17 protein-coding genes are annotated in these 22,992 nt (G+C 65.5%); 16 read left to right on the plus strand and 1 reads right to left on the minus strand.

Annotated elements, in window-relative coordinates:
- Nucleotide 1 precedes the first annotated feature (1 nt).
- The 16 genes from ASC94_RS20345 to fabI all read left to right on the plus strand — a co-directional run bounded on the left by ASC94_RS20345 (nucleotide 2) and on the right by fabI (nucleotide 21,951).
- On the plus strand, nucleotides 2-1,696 hold the full coding sequence (locus ASC94_RS20345; RefSeq protein ID WP_200955791.1) for an ABC transporter ATP-binding protein: 1,695 nt from the start codon (nucleotides 2-4) through the stop codon (nucleotides 1,694-1,696).
- A 12-nt stretch (nucleotides 1,697-1,708) separates the two neighbouring features.
- The gene (locus ASC94_RS20350) at nucleotides 1,709-2,686 is read left to right on the plus strand and encodes a VTT domain-containing protein (RefSeq protein WP_056399527.1); all 978 of its coding nucleotides are present in this window, start codon (nucleotides 1,709-1,711) and stop codon (nucleotides 2,684-2,686) included.
- Between the two features lie 213 nt (nucleotides 2,687-2,899).
- A complete protein-coding gene (locus ASC94_RS20355; RefSeq protein ID WP_056399531.1) occupies nucleotides 2,900-3,940 on the plus strand; it encodes a glucokinase in 1,041 nt (346 codons plus the stop codon).
- 144 nt (nucleotides 3,941-4,084) lie between these two features.
- Complete coding sequence (gene scpB / locus ASC94_RS20360) at nucleotides 4,085-4,804, plus strand: SMC-Scp complex subunit ScpB (protein ID WP_056399534.1); 720 nt, start codon at nucleotides 4,085-4,087, stop codon at nucleotides 4,802-4,804.
- Nucleotides 4,791-6,953: a pseudouridine synthase gene (locus tag ASC94_RS20365; protein ID WP_056399537.1), complete on the plus strand. Its 2,163-nt coding sequence runs from the start codon at nucleotides 4,791-4,793 to the stop codon at nucleotides 6,951-6,953. The genes scpB and ASC94_RS20365 overlap by 14 nt, the downstream gene beginning before the upstream one ends.
- Before the next feature lie 305 nt (nucleotides 6,954-7,258).
- Complete coding sequence (gene rimP, locus ASC94_RS20370; protein WP_056399542.1) at nucleotides 7,259-7,747, plus strand: ribosome maturation factor RimP; 489 nt, start codon at nucleotides 7,259-7,261, stop codon at nucleotides 7,745-7,747.
- Nucleotides 7,744-9,309, plus strand: coding sequence for a transcription termination factor NusA (nusA, locus tag ASC94_RS20375; protein ID WP_056399544.1), 1,566 nt, complete (start codon nucleotides 7,744-7,746; stop codon nucleotides 9,307-9,309). Before rimP ends, nusA begins: the two co-directional genes overlap by 4 nt.
- Nucleotides 9,310-9,355: 46 nt before the next feature.
- Nucleotides 9,356-12,229, plus strand: a complete 2,874-nt coding sequence (gene infB, locus ASC94_RS20380; protein WP_056399551.1) for a translation initiation factor IF-2 — start codon at nucleotides 9,356-9,358, stop codon at nucleotides 12,227-12,229.
- An 84-nt stretch (nucleotides 12,230-12,313) separates the two neighbouring features.
- Entirely contained in the window at nucleotides 12,314-12,718 is a 405-nt protein-coding gene (gene rbfA, locus ASC94_RS20385) for a 30S ribosome-binding factor RbfA (RefSeq protein WP_056399554.1), read from the plus strand.
- Nucleotides 12,715-13,647, plus strand: a complete 933-nt coding sequence (gene truB, locus ASC94_RS20390) for a tRNA pseudouridine(55) synthase TruB (protein WP_056399562.1) — start codon at nucleotides 12,715-12,717, stop codon at nucleotides 13,645-13,647. Before rbfA ends, truB begins: the two co-directional genes overlap by 4 nt.
- Nucleotides 13,648-13,779: 132 nt before the next feature.
- Nucleotides 13,780-14,391: a PEP-CTERM sorting domain-containing protein gene (locus ASC94_RS20395; protein ID WP_082616696.1), complete on the plus strand. Its 612-nt coding sequence runs from the start codon at nucleotides 13,780-13,782 to the stop codon at nucleotides 14,389-14,391.
- 239 nt (nucleotides 14,392-14,630) lie between these two features.
- Nucleotides 14,631-16,463, plus strand: a complete 1,833-nt coding sequence (typA, locus tag ASC94_RS20400) for a translational GTPase TypA (protein ID WP_056399567.1) — start codon at nucleotides 14,631-14,633, stop codon at nucleotides 16,461-16,463.
- Nucleotides 16,464-16,630: 167 nt separating this feature from the next.
- The gene (locus ASC94_RS20405) at nucleotides 16,631-18,892 is read left to right on the plus strand and encodes a DUF3141 domain-containing protein (RefSeq protein WP_082616697.1); all 2,262 of its coding nucleotides are present in this window, start codon (nucleotides 16,631-16,633) and stop codon (nucleotides 18,890-18,892) included.
- A gap of 68 nt (nucleotides 18,893-18,960) precedes the next feature.
- Entirely contained in the window at nucleotides 18,961-19,848 is an 888-nt protein-coding gene (locus ASC94_RS20410; protein ID WP_056399787.1) for a phosphate acetyltransferase, read from the plus strand.
- A gap of 13 nt (nucleotides 19,849-19,861) precedes the next feature.
- A complete protein-coding gene (locus ASC94_RS20415) occupies nucleotides 19,862-21,172 on the plus strand; it encodes an acetate/propionate family kinase (RefSeq protein WP_056399790.1) in 1,311 nt (436 codons plus the stop codon).
- Entirely contained in the window at nucleotides 21,169-21,951 is a 783-nt protein-coding gene (gene fabI, locus ASC94_RS20420; RefSeq protein WP_056399570.1) for an enoyl-ACP reductase FabI, read from the plus strand. The genes ASC94_RS20415 and fabI overlap by 4 nt, the downstream gene beginning before the upstream one ends.
- 49 nt (nucleotides 21,952-22,000) lie before the next feature.
- On the opposite strand, the gene ASC94_RS20425 is transcribed toward fabI, so the two are convergent.
- On the minus strand, nucleotides 22,001-22,768 hold the full coding sequence (locus ASC94_RS20425) for a PEP-CTERM sorting domain-containing protein (RefSeq protein ID WP_056399571.1): 768 nt from the start codon (nucleotides 22,766-22,768) through the stop codon (nucleotides 22,001-22,003).
- Nucleotides 22,769-22,992: the final 224 nt, after the last annotated feature.

Raw genomic sequence — 22,992 nt, forward strand, 5'->3', positions numbered from 1 at the left:
CATGGACCACAGCCCTGATTTGCTTGAAGTGCGCGACCTGCGCGTACGCTTCCGCATTGACAAGAGCAACACCTTCGAGGCCGTGAAAGGCATCAGCTTTGCCGTGCCGCGCAACAGCACCGTTGCGCTGGTGGGCGAGTCGGGCAGCGGCAAGTCGGTCAGTTCGCTGGCCGTGATGGGCCTGCTGCCGCCGGACACCACGCTGATCGATCCCGCCGGCAGCATCCTGTTCCAGGGGCGGGACGTGCTCAAGCTCTCCCTCGCCGAGCGGCGCCGCCTGTGCGGCAAGGACATCTCGATGATCTTCCAGGAACCGATGTCCTCGCTGAATCCGGTGTTCACGGTGGGCTACCAGATCGGCGAAGTGCTGCGCCTGCATATGGGCATGGGCAAGCGGGAGGCAAGGGCGCGCACGCTGGCGCTGCTGGACGAGGTGGGCATTCCCGACCCGGCGCAAAAGATCGACGCCTATCCCAGCCAGATGTCCGGCGGCCAGCAGCAGCGCGTGATGATCGCCATGGCCATCGCCTGCGAGCCGCAGCTGCTGATTGCCGACGAACCGACCACCGCGCTGGACGTGACCATCCAGAAGCAGATCATGGAACTGATCGCCAGCCTGCAGAAGAAGCGCGGCATGTCGGTGCTGTTCATTACCCATGACCTGGCGCTGGTGGGCGAAATCGCCGACCGCGTGATTGTCATGCGCCACGGCGAAGTGCGCGAGAGCGGTCCCACCCGCCAGATTTTCGGCAGTCCGCAGGACAGCTACACCAGGGCGCTGCTGCACTGCCGCCCGTCGCTGGACGCGCGCCCGTGGCGCCTGCCGGTGATCAATGACTACATGGAAGGCAAGGCGGGCGCCGGCGCGGCGTCCCGCCAGCGCGTGCGCGGCAGCGACCCGGACGACGAGCACGTGCTGGTGGTGGACAAGCTCAGCAAGAGCTTCTACTTCCGCGAAGGCCTGTTCGGCAAGCGCGAATTCCAGGCGGTGAAGAACGTCTCGTTCAAGCTGGCGCGCGGCAAGACGCTGGGCGTGGTGGGCGAATCCGGTTCCGGCAAGACCACGGTCGGCCTGACCCTGCTGCGCCTGCACCGGGCCACCGGCGGCACCGCCATGTTCGAAGGCAAGGACCTGATCGCCATGCCGGCCAGCGAATACATGGCTTACAAGCGCCGCATCCAGATCATCTTCCAGAACCCGTACGCTTCGCTCAATCCGCGCTTTACGGTGGGCCAGATCCTGCTGGAGCCGATGAAGCTGCATAACATCGGCGCAAGCGAGCGCGAGCGTGTGGAAAACGCCTACCGGCTATTGGAAAAAGTGGGCTTGCCCGCCCATGCTTTCCACCGCTACCCGCACGAATTTTCGGGCGGCCAGCGGCAGCGCATCGCCATCGCGCGCTGCCTGACCATGCAGCCGGAAATCCTGGTGTGCGACGAGTCGGTCTCGGCGCTGGACGTATCGGTGCAGGCGCAAGTGCTCAACCTGCTGCAGGACTTGCAGGACGAGTTCGGCCTGTCCTACATCTTCATCTCGCACGATTTGTCGGTGGTGAAATACATTGCCGACCAGGTGCTGGTGATGCACAAGGGGGAGGTGGTGGAGCTGGCCGATTCGGATGCGCTGTACCGGAATCCCACCCATCCCTATACCCGCTCGCTGCTTGGGGCGATCCCGCGTCACGATTTCGGATAAGATAGCACCACCATGGCGAACTTACTCTCATTGCTGCAGGAATACGGTGTGTTCATCGTGTTTGCGATCGTGCTGATCGAACAGATGGGCTTGCCTATCCCCGCCTTCCCGCTGCTGATCGTTTCCGGCGCCCTGGCCGCGAACGGCGAGCTGCACTGGGGGGCGGTGCTGGCCGCCGCGCTGCTGGCCTGCTCGGTGAGCGACTTCTTCTGGTTCCGCGCCGGGCGCCGCTACGGCAAGCGCATTCTCAAGCTGCTGTGCCGTATTTCGCTGTCGCCGGACTACTGCGTCAGCCAGACCGAAGACAATTTCCGCCGCTGGGGCCCGAAGTCCCTGCTGGTAGCAAAGTTCATTCCGGGTTTCAACACCATCGCGCCACCGATGTCGGGCGCCATGGGCACGTCCTATCCGCGCTTCCTGGGCTTCAGCGTGCCGGGCGGGCTGATCTGGTGCGGCACCGGCATCGGCATCGGCGCCTATTTTCACCAGAGCATAGACGACGTGCTGGACATCCTGGCCACCATGGGCAGCACTGCGCTGAGCGTGCTGGGCGCCTTGCTGCTGCTGTTCATCCTGTACAAATACGTGGAGCGCAAGCGCTTCCAGCAGGCCGTGCAAATGGAGCGCATCACGGTGGACGAGCTCAAGCAGCTGCTGGTCGATGGCCACGCGCCGGTGATGGTGGACGCGCGCAGCGTCACCGCGCAGATGCTGGAGCCGGCCGTGCCCGGCGCGCTGCTGGTCAATGGCGACCCGCTGGGCGTGATCGCCGCGCTGCCGAAGGACCGCCACATCATCGTCTACTGCAGCTGCCCGAACGATGTCACTGCCGCACACGTCGCCAAACAGATGCACGCCAAGGGCTACAGCTATGCGCGTCCGCTGCACGGCGGCCTGGACGCCTGGAACAATGCCTTTGCGCACGAGCTGCGCCGCCCGCGCGAGGGCGAGGCTTCCGCCGAGTCCGCCATCACGGCGTCTCACGGCTGACATCGCCACACCCGGCGCCCTGGCGCCGTCTAAAAAACCCTGGTTTCGGCCGGGGTTTTTTGCTTTGGCGGGGTAGTCATACTACGTTACGTTTATCGCAGAACGTTAGTTTTTGTACTCAACGAATTTGAAAATGTACTAAAACTACAAAGAAGGCTTGCGCGGCTGCTGGGATTTCCATTAAGCTAAGGCCTCAACTATTTTTTCGCCATCATGACTGCCCAGCCTACTTCCACTCAGCAATCCGGCTTCCCCGGCGGCCCGCGTTTATTGGCGGACGTGGGCGGCACCAATGCCCGTTTTGCGCTGGAAACGGCTCCCGGCAGCATCGTCCACATCAACGTGCTGGCGTGCGCCGACTATCCCACCTTGGCCGACGCGCTGCGCGCCTACCTGGCGCTGCCCGGAGTGGCCGCTGTGGCCGCCGAGGCCGGCGCCGGCATCCGCCATGGGGCCATCGCCATCGCCAACCCGGTGACGGGCGACTTCGTGCGCATGACCAATCATCATTGGGCGTTTTCGATCGAGGCGCTGCGCAGCGAGTGCGGTTTCGACGTGCTGGCAGTGGTGAACGATTTCACGGCCCTGGCCAGTTCCCTGCCTTTCCTGTCGGACGGGCAGAAGCGCCAGGTGGGCGGCGGCACGGCGCAGGCCGGTGCACCGCTGGGCCTGATCGGCGCCGGCACCGGCCTGGGCGTCTCCGGCCTGATACCGGCCAAATCCGGCGGCAAGGACGGCGGCTGGACTGCGCTGCTGAGCGAGGGTGGCCATGTCAGCTTCTCGCCGGTGAATCCGACCGAAGTCGCCATCCTGCAATATGCGTGGACCGAGTTCGAGCACGTTTCTGCCGAGCGGTTCATGTCCGGCGTAGGTATCGAGCTGATCTACCGCGCGCTGTGCCACCACCGCGGCGTGGCCGCCGAGCCGCTGGCGGTGCCGGAAATCGTGCGCCGTGCGCTGGACGGCAGCTGCGCGCTGTGCGACGACGTGGTGGAAACCTTCTGCTGCATGCTGGGCACCGTGGCCGGCAACCTGGGCGTCACGCTCGGCGCCCAGGGCGGCATCTATATAGGCGGCGGCATCGTGCCGCGCCTGGGCGCGCGCTTCGACCGTTCCGGTTTCCGCGCCCGCTACGAACAGAAGGGCCGCTTCGGCCCTTACCTGGCCCGCATCCCCACTTTTGTCATTACCGCCGAGTATCCGGCGTTCGTGGGCGTCTCGGCGATTCTGAGCGACAGGCTTTCTCAGGCGTAATTCTTGTTCCAGTTGACTGGACAAATTATCCGTTTCGTAGTTTTATCAGGTACAATTGCGTTCCATCCCCATCGGTAGTGCCCCTGTCCAGCGCGCATAGGCCCGGGCGCACATCTTGCATTTATTTGCAAACACAAGATAGCTATGAATACAGTTGAGGCGAAAACAGTCCTCGAAACCGCTTTGCTATGCGCGCATGAGCCTCTGGCTCTCCACAGCTTGAAAAAGCTGTTTGTCGAACTGGATGATCAGGGCCGGCCACGCAACGACGGCCTGGCCGCCGACAAGATCAAGGAAATACTGGAACAATTGCGGCTGGAGTGGGATGGCCGCGGCGTGCAGCTGGTGAGCCTGGCCAGTGGCTGGCGCTTCCAGAGCAGGCCGGAATTGAAGCTGTATCTCGACCGGCTGAGTCCTGAAAAGCCGCAGAAATACTCGCGTGCGACACTGGAAACGCTGGCCATTATTGCCTACCGCCAGCCGGTGACGCGCGGCGATATCGAGGAAATTCGCGGCGTGGCCGTGAATTCGCAGACCATCAAAATGCTGGAAGACCGCGGCTGGGTCGATGTGGTCGGCTACCGCGACGTGCTGGGAAGGCCAGCCCTGCTGGGCACGACCAAGCACTTTTTGGATGATTTGGGACTCAATTCGCTGTCCCAGCTGCCGCCGTTGCAGCAAATCAGCGATATGCGAGGTGGCGCGCCCGATATGGAAGCGCTGGAAGCAGCCCTGCAGGAGAACTTTGACAAAGCGGCGCAACACGCCGCGCCGCCCATCAATGAGGCACCGACTCACGCCCTTGCGCCAGAAACGACGGTTGATGCTGAGCCCAACCAAGAAATGAATAATGAACAACACTGATACCCAAGAGACTGTTGCCGGCGCTCCTGCCGCCGACGCGGCTGCCAAGCCTAAGCGCCGCACCAAAGCCCAGATCGAAGCCGACAACGCCGCGCTGCCCGCTGGCGAGACGCCCAAGCCGAAACGCAAGACCAAGGCCGATGCCGCCGCTGGCGATGCCACCGCTGCTGCAGGCGATGCCGCCGAACCCGTGAAAAAGCCGCGCGCCAAGCCGGTCAAGGCCGCCGCTGACATTGCCGATGCAGGCGCAGCGTCAGCCGCCGCTGGCGTCACCGCCGCCGCCGCCGCGCCAGCTGCTTCCGGCGATGCCGCTCCAGCCCGTGCGCCGCGCGCCAAAAAGCCGAAAGCAGACGCGCCGGCAGCCGCCGCGCCTGCCGTCGAAGCCGGCGCCCCGGCCACCGCAGTCGCTGCCGGCGGCGACGCCGATGCTGCCCAGAGCGCCAAGCAAGACAAAACCGACCGCCGCCCACGCGGCCCGCGCCAGATGCGCGAACTGCGCGCCGTGCGCGAAGCCACCCGCCCGGCCCCGGCCCCGGCCGCTGATGCCGAAGCCGGCCACGCCGCCCCGGCCGCAGCCGGCTCGGTAGGCGCGGAAGGCGAGGGTGCTGCCGCTGCAGGCCAGGCGCAAGGCCAGGGCCCGCGCCAGGACCGTGGTCCGCGTACCGAAGGCCGCAACAAGAACAAGAAGAAGGGCAAGCAGCGCGGCCAGGGTGGCCAGGGCGCGCAAGCCGGCCAGGGCGGCCAGCCCGGCGCCAAGCTGAGCGAGGCCGACGCCGCCTTTGCCTACGCCACCTCCGACGCCTACGACCGTGAAGACGGCAAGGGCCGCGCGCCGGCCAAGGCCGTGCGCCGCGACCTGACCGCCGAGGACGACGCGCCCAAGCTGCACAAGGTGCTGGCCGAAGCCGGCCTCGGTTCGCGCCGCGACATGGAAGACCTGATCGTGGCCGGCCGCGTATCGGTAAACGGCGAACCGGCCCATATCGGCCAGCGCATCCTGCCGACCGATGCCGTGCGCATCAACGGCAAGCTGATCCAGCGCAAGGTGAGCAAGAAGCCGCCGCGCGTGCTGGTGTACCACAAGCCGGCCGGCGAAATCGTGTCGCACGACGATCCGGACGGCCGTCCATCGGTGTTCGACCGCCTGCCGACCATGAAAGCCGGCAAATGGCTGGCCATCGGCCGCCTCGACTTCAACACCGAAGGCTTGCTGCTGTTTACCACTTCCGGCGACCTGGCTAACCGCCTGATGCACCCGCGCTACAACATCGACCGTGAATACGCGGTCCGTACGCTGGGCACGCTGGAAGAGGGCATGCGCCAGAAACTGCTGGCCGGCGTGGAGCTGGAAGACGGCATGGCCAACTTCTCCAAGATCGCCGACGGCGGCGGCGAAGGCATCAACCGCTGGTACCGCGTGGTCATCAGCGAAGGCCGCAACCGCGAAGTGCGCCGCATGTTCGAAGCCATCGGCCTGACCGTGTCGCGCCTGATCCGTACCCGCTACGGCGCCATGACCTTGCCGAGCGACCTGAAGCGCGGCCGCTGGGAAGAGATGGAAGAAAACACCGTGCGCGACCTGCTGGCCGCGTATGGCGTAGAGAAGAAGCAGCCGGGCGAAGCTGCCCAGGGCGGCCAGGGCGGACAGAAACGTGCGCCAGGCGCACCGGGCGCGCAGGGCGGCCGGGGCCAGGGCCCGGCGCAAGCCCAGGGCGGCCAGCGCGGCAACCAGAAGGGCCGCCGCGACCGCGACGAGCACGATGATGGCGAGCCGAACGGCAACCGCATGGACGTCAGCAACAAGAACGCCGACCCCTTCCCGCAAGCACCGCGCGGCCAGGGGCGTGGCCAGGGCGCGTATTTCGGCGCCGGCCAGGGCGGCGGTTTCGGCCGTCCCGGCGGCGCGGGCGGCTCCGGCCGTCCCGGCTCCGGACGTCCGGGCGGTCCCGGCGGCGCGCAGGGCGGCCTCGGCCGTGGCCAGGGCGGCCAGGGCGCCGGCGCAGGCGGCAAGGCGCCGAAAGGCCCGCGCCAGCCGGACCCGCTGCAGACCACGTTCGGCTTCGCCAACGCCGGCGGCCAGCGCCGCGGCAACCCGCATCCGCGTGGCGGCGCGTCCGACCACGGCATGCCGCGCCGCCGCAAGGGCTGAACCGGCTAGCGGCCTGAGCCGCATTTTCGCCACTGTCGGGGTCTGACCCCGAAGCGGGGCGAAATGCGGCTCAGCCCGGCTGTTTGTGCGCGGCCGGCGGGGTTTTTTGGCGGATTTGATTGTTGTTTGCGCGTCCACTGTGGTATGTGGCATTGCAGCGAAGTCAATTGGCGGTTATAATGACCAGCCTAGAAAAGTGATACGCAGGTTTTATGCTGAGTGTGCTTTCATCTGGATTGGAATACAAGAAGATGGGCAATTGCCCATTTTTTTTTTGGTGAACCGTTTTTAGCGGAGAAATTTTTTTGCAACTGCCGGAACTAATTGAAAAGACCGTCGCCGGTCTGGGCTACGAGCTGGTTGATGTCGAACGGGCCGAGCGCGGACTGCTGCGCGTCTATATCGATTTCAGCGCGGCGGATGCGGCCGAAAAAGGCCCGATCACGGTCGAAGACTGCGCCACGGTCAGCCACCAGCTGAGCCATGTGCTGACGGTCGAGAACGTCAACTACGAGCGGCTGGAGATTTCGTCGCCCGGCCTGGATCGGCCGCTGCGCAAATTGGAAGATTTCACCCGCTTCGCAGGTTGCGAAGCCATCGTCAAGCTGAAGGTCGCCATGCCAGGCACTTCCAACCGCAAGTCCTTCGAGGGCGTGCTGCAGGAACCGCAGGGCGATCAGCTGGCGTTGGAGTTTGAAGGTAAAGATGGTCCGGCGCTGTTGGAGTTTACGCTCGCCGATATGGATAAGGCACGCTTGGTGCCGCAGGTGGATTTTAAGGGACGCAAAGCATGAGTCGCGAAGTTTTGTTATTGGTGGACGCGCTGGCGCGTGAGAAAAACGTCGACAAGGACGTGGTCTTTGGTGCGCTCGAGTTTGCGCTGGCGCAAGCCACGAAGAAGCGCTACGAAGGCGAGGTCGACATCCGCGTTTCGATCGACCGCGATTCGGGCGAGTTTGAATCCTTCCGCCGCTGGCACGTGGTGCCCGACGAAGCCGGCCTGCAGCTGCCCGACCAGGAAGTGCTGCTGTTCGAAGCCAAGGAACAGATCCCGGACATCGAAGTGGACGACCACATCGAAGAGCCGATCGAATCCGTGGAATTCGGCCGCCGCTTCGCGCAGGACACCAAGCAAGTGGTGCTGCAGCGCGTGCGCGATGCCGAGCGCGAACAGATCCTGGCCGACTTCCTCGAGCGCGGCGACTCGCTCGTGACCGGCACCATCAAGCGCATGGAGCGCGGCGATGCCATCGTGGAATCGGGCAAGATCGAAGCGCGCCTGCCGCGCGACCAGATGATCCCGAAGGAAAACCTGCGCATCGGCGACCGCGTGCGTGCCTTCATCCTGCGCGTGGACCGCAATATGCGCGGCCCGCAGGTGATCCTGTCGCGCACCGCGCCGGACTTCATCATGAAGCTGTTCGAACTGGAAGTGCCGGAAATCGAACAGGGCATGCTGGAAATTAAATCGGCCGCCCGCGATGCCGGCGTGCGCGCCAAGATTGCCGTCTACACGGCCGACAAGCGCATCGACCCGATCGGCACCTGCGTTGGCATGCGCGGTTCGCGCGTGCAGGCTGTTACCGGCGAGCTGGGCGGCGAACGCGTGGACATCGTGCTGTGGTCGGAAGATCCGGCCCAGTTCGTCATCGGCGCGCTGGCCCCGGCCAACGTGTCGTCCATCATGGTGGACGAAGAGAAGCACGCCATGGACGTGGTGGTGGACGAGGAAAACCTGGCCATCGCCATCGGCCGTTCGGGCCAGAACGTGCGCCTGGCCGCCGAGCTGACCGGCTGGAAGATCAACATCATGACGGCCGAGGAATCGGCCGACAAGGCAGCCCAGGAAACCGCCGCGATCCGCGCGCTGTTCATGGAAAAACTGGACGTCGACCAGGAAGTGGCCGACATCCTGGTGGAAGAAGGCTTTGCCAGCCTGGAAGAAATTGCTTACGTGCCGATCTCCGAAATGCTGGAAATCGATGCGTTTGACGAAGATACCGTCAATGAATTGCGGACCCGCGCACGCGATGCGCTGGTGACCGAGGCGATCGCCTCGGAAGAAGGTCTGGAAGGCATGGACGAGGCGCTGGTTGGTCTGGAAGGCATGGACCGTATCACCGCCGGCAAGCTGGGTCTGGCTGGTATCAAGACCGTAGAAGCTTTTGCCGCACTGGCTTACGACGAATTTGGCGCCATCCTGGCCCTGTCCGCCGACCGTGCCCGTGCACTGATTGCAAGTGAATTTGAAGATGTGACCGACGATGAGATGAAGTTGGTTGACTCGAAGTACGACGACCGCGCCAAGGCCCTGCAAGCCAAAGCCTGGTCGGCGGCCGAATCCGCAAAGGCATAATTTGAGTATCTTTATCATCTCCGCGACACATAGAAAAGAGGACTGAATGGCGAGTAACAACGTAGCCCAATTTGCCACCGAACTGAAGATGCCTGCAGATTTGCTGCTGACGCAGCTGCGTTCTGCTGGCGTCGAAAAGAGTTCGACGTCAGATCCATTGTCGAAAGATGATAAGGATAAGTTGCTGGAACACCTGCGCCGTACCCATGGCGCAGGCGCGGACACGGAAAAGAAAAAGATCACGCTGACCCGCAAGGAAACCACCGAGATCAAGCAGGCTGACGCCACTGGCAAATCCCGCACCATCCAGGTAGCGGTCAAGAAAGTACGCACCTTCGTCCAGCGCGACGACGTGGTGGCCCCGCCTGCTGCGCCTGCCGCACCGGTGGTGGACGCCGCCGAAGTGGCGCGCCGCGAGGAAGATGCCCGCAAACAGGCCGAGCTGATCGCCCGCCAGGAAGCGGAACTGCGCGAGAAGCAGGAACGCCTGGCCAAGCTGGAGTCGGAAAAGGCTGAGCAGGCCAAGGCCGCCGCCGAAGCGGAAGCCGAAGCCAAGAAAGCCGCCGACGCGGAAGCGAAGAAAGCCGCCGCTGCCGCCAAGGCCGCCGCCGACAAGCCCGCCGCCGCTGCTGCGCCGGTAGTCGACGCTGCCGCCGAAGCGAAGAAGGCCGCTGCCGCTGAAGAAGCGAAGAAAGCCGCCGAGCAAGCCAACAAGGAAGCCGCCGAACGCGCTGCCGCCACCGAGCGCGCACGCAAGGCCGTGGCCGATGAAGTGGCGCAGATCAAGGCCATGATGAACGCGCCGCGCCGCGCCATCAAGGCACCCGAGCCGACCCCGGCACCGGTGCCGGTCAAGGCCAAGACCGCCGAAGGCACGCTGCACAAGCCTGCGGACAAGAAGCCGGCCACCGACAAGCCGGGCGACAAGAAGCCTGCCGCCGGCGACAAGAAATCCATCAAGTCGGCCAATGTGTCGTCGACCTGGCAGGATGACGCCAAGAAGCGCGGCGCACCTGGCGGCGGTGCCGGCAAGGGCCGCGGCGGCAATTCCGGCGGTTCGGCCGGTGGCCGCGACGGCTGGCGCAGTGGTGGCCGTGGCGGCCGCCGTGGCGGTTCGCACGCGGATGACCGCGAGACCAACTTCCAGGCGCCGACCGAAGCCATCGTCAAAGACGTGCACGTGCCGGAAACCATCACCGTGGCCGAACTGGCGCACAAGATGTCCGTCAAGGCATCCGAGGTCATCAAGCAGCTGATGAAGCTGGGCCAGATGTGCACCATCAACCAGGTGCTGGATCAGGAAACCGCGATGATCCTGGTGGAGGAAATGGGCCACAAAGCCCACGCCGCCGCCGAGGACGATCCGGAAGCGCTGCTGGCGGACCAGGGTGAGCACGCTCACTTCGAAGCCACCTCGCGCGCGCCTGTCGTGACCGTCATGGGCCACGTCGACCACGGCAAGACCTCGCTGCTGGATTACATCCGCCGCGCCAAAGTCGCGTCGGGCGAAGCCGGCGGCATTACGCAGCACATCGGCGCTTACCACGTCGAGACGCCGCGCGGCATCATCACCTTCCTGGATACCCCGGGCCACGAAGCCTTTACGGCCATGCGTGCCCGCGGTGCCAAGGCAACCGACATCGTCATCCTGGTGGTGGCGGCGGACGACGGCGTGATGCCGCAAACGAAGGAAGCGATCGCCCACGCGAAAGCTGCAGGCGTACCGCTGGTGGTGGCGATCAACAAGATCGACAAACCGGGCGGCAACCTGGAGCGCGTGACGCAGGAACTGATCTCGGAACAAGTGGTGCCGGAAGAATACGGCGGCGATTCGCCGTTCGTGCCGGTGTCGGCCAAGACCGGCCAGGGCATCGACGACCTGCTGGAGCAAGTGCTGCTGCAGGCCGAAGTGCTGGAACTCAAAGCACCGGTCGACGCGCCAGCGCGCGGCCTGGTGGTGGAAGCCCGCCTGGACAAGGGCAAGGGCCCGGTTGCCACCATCCTGGTGCAGTCCGGTACGCTGAAGCGCGGCGACGTCGTGCTGGCCGGTTCCTCGTATGGCCGCGTGCGCGCCATGCTGGACGAGAACGGCAAGTCCGTGGCCGAAGCCGGTCCATCGATTCCGGTCGAGATCCAGGGCCTGACCGAAGTGCCGGCCGCCGGTGAAGAAGTCATGGTCATGGCGGACGAGCGCAAGGCCCGCGAGATCGGCCTGTTCCGTCAAGGTAAGTTCCGCGACGTGAAGCTGGCCAAGCAGCAGGCTGCCAAGCTGGAGAACATGTTCGAACAGATGGCCGAAGGCGAAGTGAAGAACCTGCCGCTGATCGTCAAGACCGACGTGCAGGGTTCGCAGGAAGCGCTGGTTTCCTCGCTGCAGAAGCTGTCGACCTCCGAAGTGCGCGTACAGGTTGTGCACGCAGCGGTGGGCGGCATCACGGAATCGGACGTCAACCTGGCGGTGGCCTCGAAAGCGGTCATCATCGGCTTCAACGCCCGTGCCGATGCACAGGCGCGCAAGCTGGCCGAGTCGAACGGCGTGGACATCCGCTACTACAACATCATCTACGACGCGATCGAAGAGGTGAAAGCAGCACTGTCCGGCATGCTGGCGCCGGAGCGCCGCGAGCAGGTCACCGGCCAGGTGGAAGTGCGCCAGGTTATCCTGGTGTCCAAGGTCGGCGCGATTGCGGGCTGCCTGGTTACCGATGGCGTGGTCAAGCGTTCGTCTTCCGTCCGCCTGCTGCGCAACAACATCGTGCTGTGGACCGGCGAGATCGATTCGCTCAAGCGCTTCAAGGACGACGCGAAAGAAGTCCGCGCTGGTCTGGAATGCGGCTTGTCGCTGAAGAACTACAACGACATCCAGGTTGGCGACACCCTGGAAGTGTTCGAAGTGCAGGAAATCGCCCGTACGCTGTAATAGCGGTTCGGCGCACTGGCGGGTCAGTGGAACCGGGGCGAGCCCCGGTTTCATTGGCCCGCCAATTTTTTTAGGTAAGACATCATGGCAAAACATAGCAAAACCATCCCCGCGCGCGGCCTGCGCGTCGCAGACCAGATCCAGAAGGACCTGTCCGAGCTGATCGCCTTCGAGCTGAAAGACCCGCGCGTGGGCATGATCACCCTGTCCGAAGTCCAGCTCACGCCGGATTACGCGCACGCCAAGATCTACTTCACCATGCTGAAGGACGATCCGGAAACCGTGAAGAACACGCTGGCCGGCCTGAACGCGGCCTCCGGCTACCTGCGCAACATGCTGGGCAAGCGCCTGCACATCCACACGCTGCCGGCGCTGCACTTCCACCACGACATGTCCGCCTCGCGCGGCATGGAGCTGTCGGCCCTGATCGACCAGGCCAACGCCACCCGTTCGCTGGACGACGAAGAAGGTTCGGACAAGCCTGAATGAACCAAGCCAAAGTAAAACGCGTGCGCGACATCGTCGATGGCGTGCTGCTGCTGGACAAGCCGGTCGGCTTGTCCTCCAACGACGCGCTGATCAAGACCAAGCGCATGCTGAACGCGAAGAAGGCGGGCCACACCGGCACGCTGGACCCGTTCGCCACCGGCCTGCTGCCGCTGTGCTTCGGCGAGGCCACCAAGTTCTCGCAGGACTTGCTGGAAGCGGACAAGACCTATCTGACCACCGTGCACCTGGGCCAGCGCACCGACACCGGCGACACCGAAGGCCAGGTGATCGAGACGCACGAGGTGAACGTGACGCGCGAGCAGATCGAGGCCGTGCTGGAACGCTTCCGCGGCCCCATCGAGCAGGTGCCGCCGATGTACTCGGCCCTCAAGCGCGACGGCAAGCCGTTGTATGAATACGCGCGCGCCGGCGTGACGCTGGAGCGCGACGCGCGGCCGGTCACGATCCACAAGCTGGAGTTCATCAGCTACGAGGCGCCGTTCCTGAAGCTCGAAGTCAGGTGCAGCAAGGGCACCTACATCCGCGTGCTGGGCGAGGACATCGGCGCGGCCCTGGGCTGCGGCGCGCACTTGAACGCGCTGCGCCGCATCCAGGTCGGCGCGCTGACGATGGACAATATCGTCACGCTGGAAGAGGTGGCAGCGCATGCCGCGCCGCTGGCGCTGCTGGCACCGGTGGACGCGCTGTTGTCGTCCTTCCCGCCGGTGCAGCTGACCCAGGACCTGGCCAAGCGCTTCCTGAACGGCCAGCGCCTGCCGCTCGGCAAAGAACCGGCCGTCACGCCGCCCAAGCTGGAGCAGGTGCCCGGCCGCGTGCGCGTCTACCTGGGCGAGAAGCTGTTGGGCACCGCCCAGCTGGGCGAGTACGACATACTGGCCCCGGAACGCCTGATCGCCGTCGGAAGCTAGCCTCCGGCAAGCCGCTGTCGGAATTCTTTACATAATAGTGTAAAGATTGCAAGCCGGGCCGGATCTTGCCTGCGTGACAAGGCCTGGCTCGAATTGTGCTTCAGTTGGGAAACTCACACTCTGGGATCCCAAATGAAAAACTCTCCATTTAAAACGGCATGCGCCGTGATGCTGGCCGCCCTGGCATGCACGGGTGGCGCGCAAGCGGCCACCATAGGCGCGGGCGGTTTCACCGCGCCGACGCTGATCGATTTCGAGTCCGCCACGGCCGGCGCCATCGGCAGCCAGTACAGTGCGCAGGGCATCACCTTCGTCAACTTCAACCGCGACGTCTATGCTACTTCGCCGGCGCCCGCCAGCTGGGTGGCGCTGAAGTTCTTTGAGAACGCGCCGTCCATCAATGGCGAAGTGCTGTTCAGCTCCGCCGTCACCCGTTTCGGGTTTGATGCGAGCACCAATCCCGAGGACGACACCACCTTGCTGGCCTACCTGGGCAACACGCTGGTCGGCAGCGCCTTCTTCGATACCTTCGGCGATGGCGAGGACGGCAGCTTCATCGGTATCGAGTTCTTTACTGGCTTCGACCGCGTGGTGGTCCAGGTCGGTACCGCCGTCAACGGCGCCATTGCCATCGACAATGTGCGTTTTGAAAACGCCGCGGCGCAGGTGCCAGAACCGGCCACCGCCGGCCTGATGGCCATCAGCCTGCTGGCGTTGGCTGCCGCCCGGCGCCGCAAGCGCTGAGCCAGCTGCCCGGGCAGGACGTGGCCCGGGCATGCGGGGCGGGTGACGCAAACAGGCCCCACCAACAAAGCGCCAGCAAAGGTTTTTTATTGCGCTGCACTACGTGCTATACTAGTGGGTTCCAGTGGCCGCATTTACACGCATTGAGACGATGCGCCGCTTCCGTGCCCCTCGTACGTACCGTATGCGCCTTGTACGCCGTCGTACGCACCCGCAGTTTTTCTGTACTTATAACGACTATGTCTAATACTAAACGCGCCATCCGCAATATCGCCATCATCGCCCACGTTGACCACGGCAAAACCACCCTCGTGGACCAGCTGCTCAAGCAGTCCGGCACCTTCCGTGAAAACCAGGCGGTCGACACCCGCGTGATGGACTCGAATGACCTCGAAAAAGAGCGCGGCATTACGATTCTGTCGAAAAACTGCGCCGTCGAATACGAAGGCACCCACATCAACATCGTCGACACCCCAGGCCACGCCGACTTCGGCGGCGAAGTCGAGCGCGTGCTGTCGATGGTGGACTCGGTTCTGCTGCTGATCGATGCGCAAGAAGGCCCGATGCCTCAGACCCGCTTCGTGACCCGCAAGGCACTGGCCCTGGGCCTGAAGCCTATCGTCGTGGTGAACAAGGTTGACCGTCCGGGCGCGCGCCCTGAGTGGGCCATCAACCAGACCTTCGAACTGTTCGACAAGCTGGGTGCAACCGACGAACAGCTGGACTTCCCTGTCGTGTACGCATCGGGCCTGAACGGCTACGCCGGCCTGACCGAAGACGTGCGCGGCGGCGACATGAAGCCGCTGTTCGACGCCATCCTGGAACACGTGCCGGTGCGCGACGACAATCCGGACGGCCCGCTGCAGATGCAAATCACCTCGCTGGACTACTCGTCCTACGTGGGCAAGATCGGTATCGGCCGCGTGTCCCGTGGCCGCGTCAAGGCTGGCCAGGACGTCGTGTTCCTGAACGGTCCCGGCACCACCCCGCAAAAGGGCCGCATCAACCAGGTGCTGAACTTCAAGGGCCTGGAGCGCGTGCTGGTTGACGAAGCCGTTGCCGGCGACATCATCCTGATCAACGGTATCGAAGACATCGGCATCGGCTCGACCGTGTGCGCACCGGACACCCCGGACGCGCTGCCGATGCTGACCGTCGACGAGCCGACCCTGACCATGAACTTCATGGTCAACAACTCGCCGCTGGCCGGCCGCGAAGGCAAGTTCGTCACCTCGCGCCAGCTGCGCGACCGCCTGGACAAGGAACTGAAAGCCAACGTGGCACTGCGCGTTGCGCCGACCGACGACGACACCGTGTTCGAAGTGTCGGGCCGCGGCGAACTGCACCTGACCATCCTGATCGAAAACATGCGCCGCGAAGGTTTCGAGCTGGCCGTGTCGCGTCCGCGCGTGGTGTTCAAGATGGTTGATGGCGTGCGCCACGAGCCGTTTGAACAGCTGAGCGTTGACGTGGAAGAAGTCAACCAGGGCGGCGTGATGGAAGAACTGGGCCGCCGCCGTGGCGACCTGCAGAACATGGAATCGGACGGCAAGGGCCGTGTGCGCCTGGAATACCGCATCCCTGCGCGTGGCCTGATCGGCTTCCAGGGCGAATTCATGACCCTGACCCGCGGCACCGGCCTGATGAGCCACGTGTTCGACGCTTACGGCCCAGTCGACAACACCAAGGGTGAGCTGGGCGGCCGCCGCAACGGCGTGCTGATCTCGCAGGACGACGGCGCCGCCGTGGCCTACGCCATCTGGAAACTGCAGGATCGCGGCCGCATGTTCGTGGTCCACAACGACCCGGTGTACGAAGGCATGATCATCGGTATCCACTCGCGCGACAACGACCTGGTGGTCAACCCGATCAAGGGCAAGCAGCTGACCAACGTGCGTTCGTCGGGTACCGACGAAGCCGTGCGCCTGGTGCCGCCTATCCAGATGTCGCTGGAATACGCAGTTGAATTCATCGACGACGACGAACTGGTGGAAATCACCCCGAAATCGATCCGTCTGCGCAAGCGCTTCCTGAAAGAGCACGAGCGTAAAAAAGCGTCCCGCGAAGCGTAATAGCTTAGTTGTCCGGAAAACCGCCGCACCCGCAAGGGGCGGCGGTTTTTTGTTTTTGCGGCGCACCATGGCGGGCCCAATTGCTTGTTGTTTTTCTATTGCTGATATACTGAATTACAGTCCGGAAGCTCAATTGTGCAGCGCACACAGCAAAAGGGGAATTCAGCGTGAACGATAGAACCTATGTATTCCAGCCGGCCTGGCCCGGCACGCCCTTCGACATCGCCAAGCAGGCCGGCGAGTACTGGATCGACGCCTGGCAGCGCTCAGTGCTATTCATGGATGTGCTGCGCCAGCGCGGCGACGATCATGCGGAAAGCGTGGCCCAGGCCGCGCCCCATGTCCTGAACTTTGAATTCGACGTGGTGCTGGACGGGCGCGACCTGGAACGCCCGGTCAACTACGGCCTGCTGAAGATACGCCCGCCGGACGGCGTGGAAGTGGACGCCAGCCGCCGGCCCTTTATCGTGTTCGACCCGCGCGCCGGGCATGGTCCCGGCATTGGCGGCATGAAGCACGACAGCGAAATCGGCGTGGTGCTGCGCGCCGGCCATCCCTGCTATTTCGTGGGCTTCCTGCCGCAGCCGGTGCACGGCCAGACCATCGAGGACGTGTGCCGCGCCGAAGCGCGCTTCATCGCCAAGGTGGCCGAGCTGCACCCGGACGCGGACGGCAAGCCCGCCCTGATCGGCAACTGCCAGGCCGGCTGGCAGATCATGATGACGGCCGCCCTCAATCCCGACCTGCCCGGGCCGCTGGTGCTGGCCGGCGCGCCGCTGTCCTACTGGAACGGCGTGCACGGCAAGAACCCCTTGCGCTACCTGGGCGGCCTGCTGGGCGGCACCTGGCTGACCGCCTTGTCCGGCGACCTGGGCAACGGCGTGTTCGACGGCGCCCACCTGGTCAGCAATTTCGAGAGCATGAACCCGGCCAACACCTGGTGGAAAAAAGAGTACAAGGTGTATGCGCAGGTCGACAGCGAAGCGCAGCGCTTCCTGGAGTTCGAGAAATGGTGGGGCAACCCGGTGCTGCTGAACGCGCCCGAGATGCAGTACATCGCCGACAACCTGTTCGTCGGCAACCGCCTCAGCTCCGGCTCCATCCACGACTCCACCGGCCGCCGCATCGACCTGCGCAACGTGAAGTCGCCCATCGTGGTGTTCTGTTCCTGGGGCGACGACATCACGCCGCCGCACCAGGCGCTGGGCTGGGTGCTGGACATGTACCAGGACGACGAAGCGCTGGCCATGAGCGGCCAGACCATCATCTACGCCATGCACGAAACCATCGGCCACCTCGGCATCTTCGTCTCGGCCACGGTGGCCAACAAGGAGCATGAGGAATTCACCTCCGCCATGGACCTGATCGACGTGCTGCCGCCCGGCCTGTACGAAGCGGTGTTCCTGGAAAAGACGCCGGACACGCTGAACGCGGCCCTGGCCACCGGCAACTACGTGATGCGCTTCGAGCGCCGCTTCCTGGACGATCTGCGCGCCCTGGGCGGCAACGACGCCGAGGACGAGCGCCGCTTCGCCGCCGTGGCGCGGGTGTCGGACGTGAACGTGGGCCTGTACCGCACCTTCGTCAGCCCGCTGCTGCGCGGGGTGATGAACGACCAGAGCGCGGACATGCTGCGCCAGCTGCACCCCTACCGCCTGCGCTACCGCGTCTACTCCAGCAAGAACCCGCTGCTGCACGGCATAGACAAGCTGGCCGATCGGGTGCGCGCCGAGCGCCGTCCCGCCGCGCCGGACAACATTTTCCTCGCCATGCAGGAAGCGTTCTCGCGCCAGATCGTGGCGGCGCTGGACCAGTACCGCGACATGCGCGATGCCGCCGTGGAGCGCTATTTCATGAACCTGTACGGCTCGCCCGTGCTGCAGGCGCTGGTGGGCTTGCGCGCGGACAGCCAGCGCGTGCGCCAGCTGGGACGCGACATTGCGCGCGAAACCGTGGCCGCGTCGGCGCGCGCCAAGCTGGTGGAGCAGGCCGCCGTCGGCGGCACGGTGGAAGCCATCGTGCGCGCACTGCTGTACGTGTTCCGCGCGCCCGAGCTGCGCGCGGCCGACGAGCGGGCCTATGCCACGCTGCGCGAGCTGCGCGCACATTCGCGCGCCGGGCAGCTGATGACGCTGACGCACTTCAAGGAGCTGGTGCAGCAGCAGGCGCAGATCCTGTCCTGGGACGAGGCGGCCGGCTTCGCCGCGCTGCCGGCCCTGCTGCCGCCCGAGCAGGATGAACGCGCGCGTGCGCTGGACGTGGTGCGCCAGGTGGCCAGCGCCGCCGGCGCGCTGAGCGGCGAAGCTGCCGAGCGCATGGAGCGCGTGGCCAGGGTGTTCGGCACCCCGGCCGGCGCGGCGCTGAACGTGGCCGCCGCCGCTGCGGCCACTCCGCCGGCCGCCAGGCTGGCGCACAAGGAGCAACTGTGAGCGCTGGCGCGGCCGGCGGCCGCCAGCACCTGCATTACGACCGCCTGATAGCCGCCGCGCAAGCGGTGATGGCGCCGGTGGTGGCGGTGGCCCACCCCTGCGACCGCAACGCCCTCGAATCCGCGCTGGACGCCGCGCGGCTGGGACTGATGGCGCCCATCCTGGTGGGCCCGGAAGCGCGCATCCGCGCGGCCGCCGCCGAGGCGGACCTGGACATTTCCAGCCTGGCCATCGTCGCCACGGAGCACAGCCACGCCTCGGCGCAGCGCGCCGTGCAGCTGGTGCGCGAAGGCCACGCGGCCGCGCTGATGAAGGGCAGCCTGCACACCGATGAACTGATGGGCGCCGTGGTGCAGCCGGACACCGGCCTGCGCACGGCGCGCCGCCTGAGCCACTGCTTCATCATGGACGTGCCGGGCTTCGCCGAGCCGCTGATCGTCACCGATGCCGCCGTCAACATCGCGCCCACCCTGGCCGACAAGGTGGACATCGCGCAGAACGCCATCGACCTGGCGCACATCCTGGGCTTCGACGAGGTGCGCGTGGCCATCCTGTCCGCAGTGGAAACGGTCAACCCGAAAATCCCGTCCACCATCGAAGCGGCGGCGCTGTGCAAGATGGCGGACCGGGGCCAGATCACCGGCGCGCTGCTGGACGGCCCGCTGGCGCTGGACAATGCGGTGAGCATGGACGCCGCACGGGTCAAGCACCTGGTTTCGCCGGTGGCAGGGCGCGCCAACGTGCTGCTGGTGCCGGACCTGGAGACAGGCAATGTGCTGGCCAAGAGCCTGACCTTCATGGCCGGCGCGGACGCGGCGGGCATCGTGCTGGGCGCGCGCGTGCCGGTGATACTGACCAGCCGCGCGGACTCGGTGCAGGCGCGCCTTGCGTCGTGCGCGGTGGCGGGGCTGATCGCGCACAGCAAGCTGGCCGGCGCCAAGCTGCTGGGGAGCTGACGCGATGCCGGGCATGCGCGCGGACGATGCGGTCATCGTCATCAATGCCGGTTCGTCCAGCATCAAGTTCTCGATGTACGCAGGCCAGGACTTGCAGCTGCGGGCCAGGGGCAAGATAGAAAACCTGTACGCGGGCCAGACCCGCTTCACAGCCCAGGACGGGGCTGGCCAGCCTTCGGCCGAGCACGTGTGGCCGGGCGAGCCGCTGGCGCACGACGCGGCCATGCGCTACCTGGTGGAGTACGCGCAGGGCCATCTGCAAGGGCACCGCGTGGTGGCGATCGGCCACCGCATCGTGCACGGCGGGACGGACTTCAGCGGGCCGGTGAAGCTGGACGCGGAAACCGTGGCGCGGCTGGAGAAACTGGTGCCGCTGGCGCCGCTGCACCAGCCGCACAACCTGGCGCCGGTGCGCAGCATAGCCGCGCTGGCGCCGCAGGTGCTGCAGGTGGGCTGCTTCGACACCGCCTTCCACACCAGGCAGCCGGCGCTGGCGCAAGCCTTTGCGCTGCCGCGCGAGATTACCGAGCGCGGCGTGCGGCGCTACGGTTTCCACGGCCTGTCCTACGAGTACATCGCCAGCGTGCTGCCGGCGCTGGATCTGGCGCTAGCAGCGCCGGCAGCACCGGCCGAGACGCAGGGTGTCGCCGTGCCTTTGCTGCTGGGCGGCGTGCCTTCATCGGCGGGCCGATTCGCCTCGCAACTGGCCGGCGGGCGCGTGGTGGCGGCGCACCTGGGCAACGGCGCCAGCATGTGCGCCATGCGCGGCGGGCGCAGCGTGGCCAGCACCATGGGCTTCACCGCCATCGACGGCCTGCCGATGGGCACGCGCTGCGGCAGCGTCGATCCCGGCGTGGTGCTGTACCTGATGGACGAGCTGCAGATGGGGCAGGGCGACATCCAGCGCCTGCTGTACCAGCAATCCGGCCTGCTCGGCGTCTCCGGCATTTCCTCGGACATGCGCACGCTGGAACAAAGCGGCGACCCGCGCGCCCGGCTGGCCATCGACCTGATGGTATACCGCATCGGCCGCGAACTCGGCTCGCTGGCCGCCGCGCTGGGCGGCCTGGATGGCGTCGTATTCTCGGGCGGCATAGGCGAGAACAGCGCCGCGCTGCGCAGCGCCGTCTGCCGCGACGCGGCCTGGCTGGGCGTGCGGCTCGACGAGGAGGCCAATATGGCCGGTGCCGCCCGTGCCCCGTCGCCCGGCGGCGCCTTCCGCATCAGCGCGGCAGGCAGCGCGGTGCCGGTGTGGGTGGTGCCGGCCAACGAGGAACTGATGATTGCGCGGCATGCGCAGTCGCTGCTGGGAGGCATGGCATGAACGTGGAAACGGTTTATCCTATTTTGTCCGGGCGCCGCGCGCTGGTGGTCGGCGTGGCCAACGAACACTCCATCGCCTACGGCTGCGCCAAGGTGTTCCGCGAACTGGGCGCGGAGCTGGCGCTGACCTTTCTTAACAACAAAGCCAAGCCCTACGTCGATCCGATTGCCGAGGAACTGGACGCCGCACTGCTGCTGCCGCTGGACGTGTCCCAGCCCGGCCAGCTGGAGGCGGTGTTCGCCGCCATCGGCGAGCGCTGGGGCAGCCTGGACATCCTGGTGCATTCCATCGCCTACGCGCCCAAGGCCGATCTGCAGGGCGGCCTGCTGGACTGCTCGCTGGACGGCTTCCTGCAGGCCATGGACGTGTCCTGCCACTCCTTCGTGCGCATGGCCAAGCTGGCCGCGCCGCTGATGACGGAAGGCGGCAGCATGTTCGCCATGAGCTACCACGGCGCCGACAAGGTGGTCCCCAACTACAACGTGATGGGGCCGGTGAAAGCGGCGCTGGAAGCGTCGTGCCGCTACCTGGCGCACGAGCTGGGGCCGCAGGGCATCCGCGTGCACGCCATCTCCCCGGGGCCGCTGCAAACCCGCGCCGCCGGCGGCCTGAAAGACTTCGACCTGCTGCTGGCGGACGCCGTGGCGCGCGCGCCGATCGGCGAGCTGGTGGACATTTTCGACGTCGGCAGCACTTGCGCCTACCTGGCGTCCCCGTACGCGAAACGCCTGACCGGCAGCACCGTCTACGTCGATGGCGGCCTGAACATCATTGCCTGAGCGGGGCGCGGCCGGCGCCGGCCGCGGCCCGCTCAGTGTCCGCCCGGCCTTAGGCCTGGCCGGCGCGCTGCCTGCGGCGCGCGACAAAGCCCAGCAGGCCCATGCCGCCCAGGAGCATGCCGTAGGTGGACGGCTCCGGCACCGCCGTGATGCTCACGTTGTCGATGGCCACGTCGAAGTTGGTGAAGCCGTAGCCGTAGCCGGGCTTCAGGGTGGTGAAGACGATCTCGTCCACGCTGGACAGCACGCTGGCGAAGCTGCGCCCACCCGGCAATACGGGCATGCCGCTGGCGTCTTCGGCGCCGTAGCCGCCCCAGCCGCTTGGCAGCAGCGACGAGGAGGTGTCGTCTATGGTCACGGAGAAGTGGCGCCAGTCGCTATTGCTGGCGTCCAGGGTGCCCAGATCGAACCACACGCTGGTGTAGGGCAGGTTGGCCGGCTTGTTGTCGTAGTCGCGCAGCTCCACCACCAGGCTGCGTGTGACTTCCTGCCCGAAGTACTGGATCGACATGGCCGACACGTCCAGCCCCAGCGTCACGCTGCGCGACTTGGTGTAGTCGCCCAGGAAGGCCGCGTTGCTGCTGTTGCGCCAGTCGATGCCGAAGTTCTCCATGGTGGTGCGGTAGGCGGGCGCGTCCTTGCCCAGGCTGGTGTCGATGCCGGAGCCGCCGTTGCCGTCGGCCGGCTGCATACCAACCCAGCCCTGTTCGCCTTTCGAAAAGTCCACCGTGGCGCTGGAGGGCGCCGCGCTGGCCGACGCGGCCACTGCGCTAGCCAGGACCAGCAGGAGTGCGGGCAGTGCTTTCTTCTGTGTCATAACCATTCCTTTGTTAGTTGATGGGATAAGACCGACAGTTACACCCGGCCGGGGTTGCCGAAGCATCAAACTTAAGAAATGCTTAACCGGGTGTAAGCCGAATGTAGGGGAGGGAAGAAGGGCCTGTCAAAGCGCGGACGAGTAACAATTGTAAGAAATTTGTAACCAAGTTTCCGGTCGATCAGGGCCTCTTCCTGCTGGAAACTTGTAACAGATGGTGGCAA

This window comes from Massilia sp. Root418 (genome assembly GCF_001425265.1).
In the GTDB taxonomy this organism is placed as follows: domain Bacteria; phylum Pseudomonadota; class Gammaproteobacteria; order Burkholderiales; family Burkholderiaceae_D; genus Rugamonas.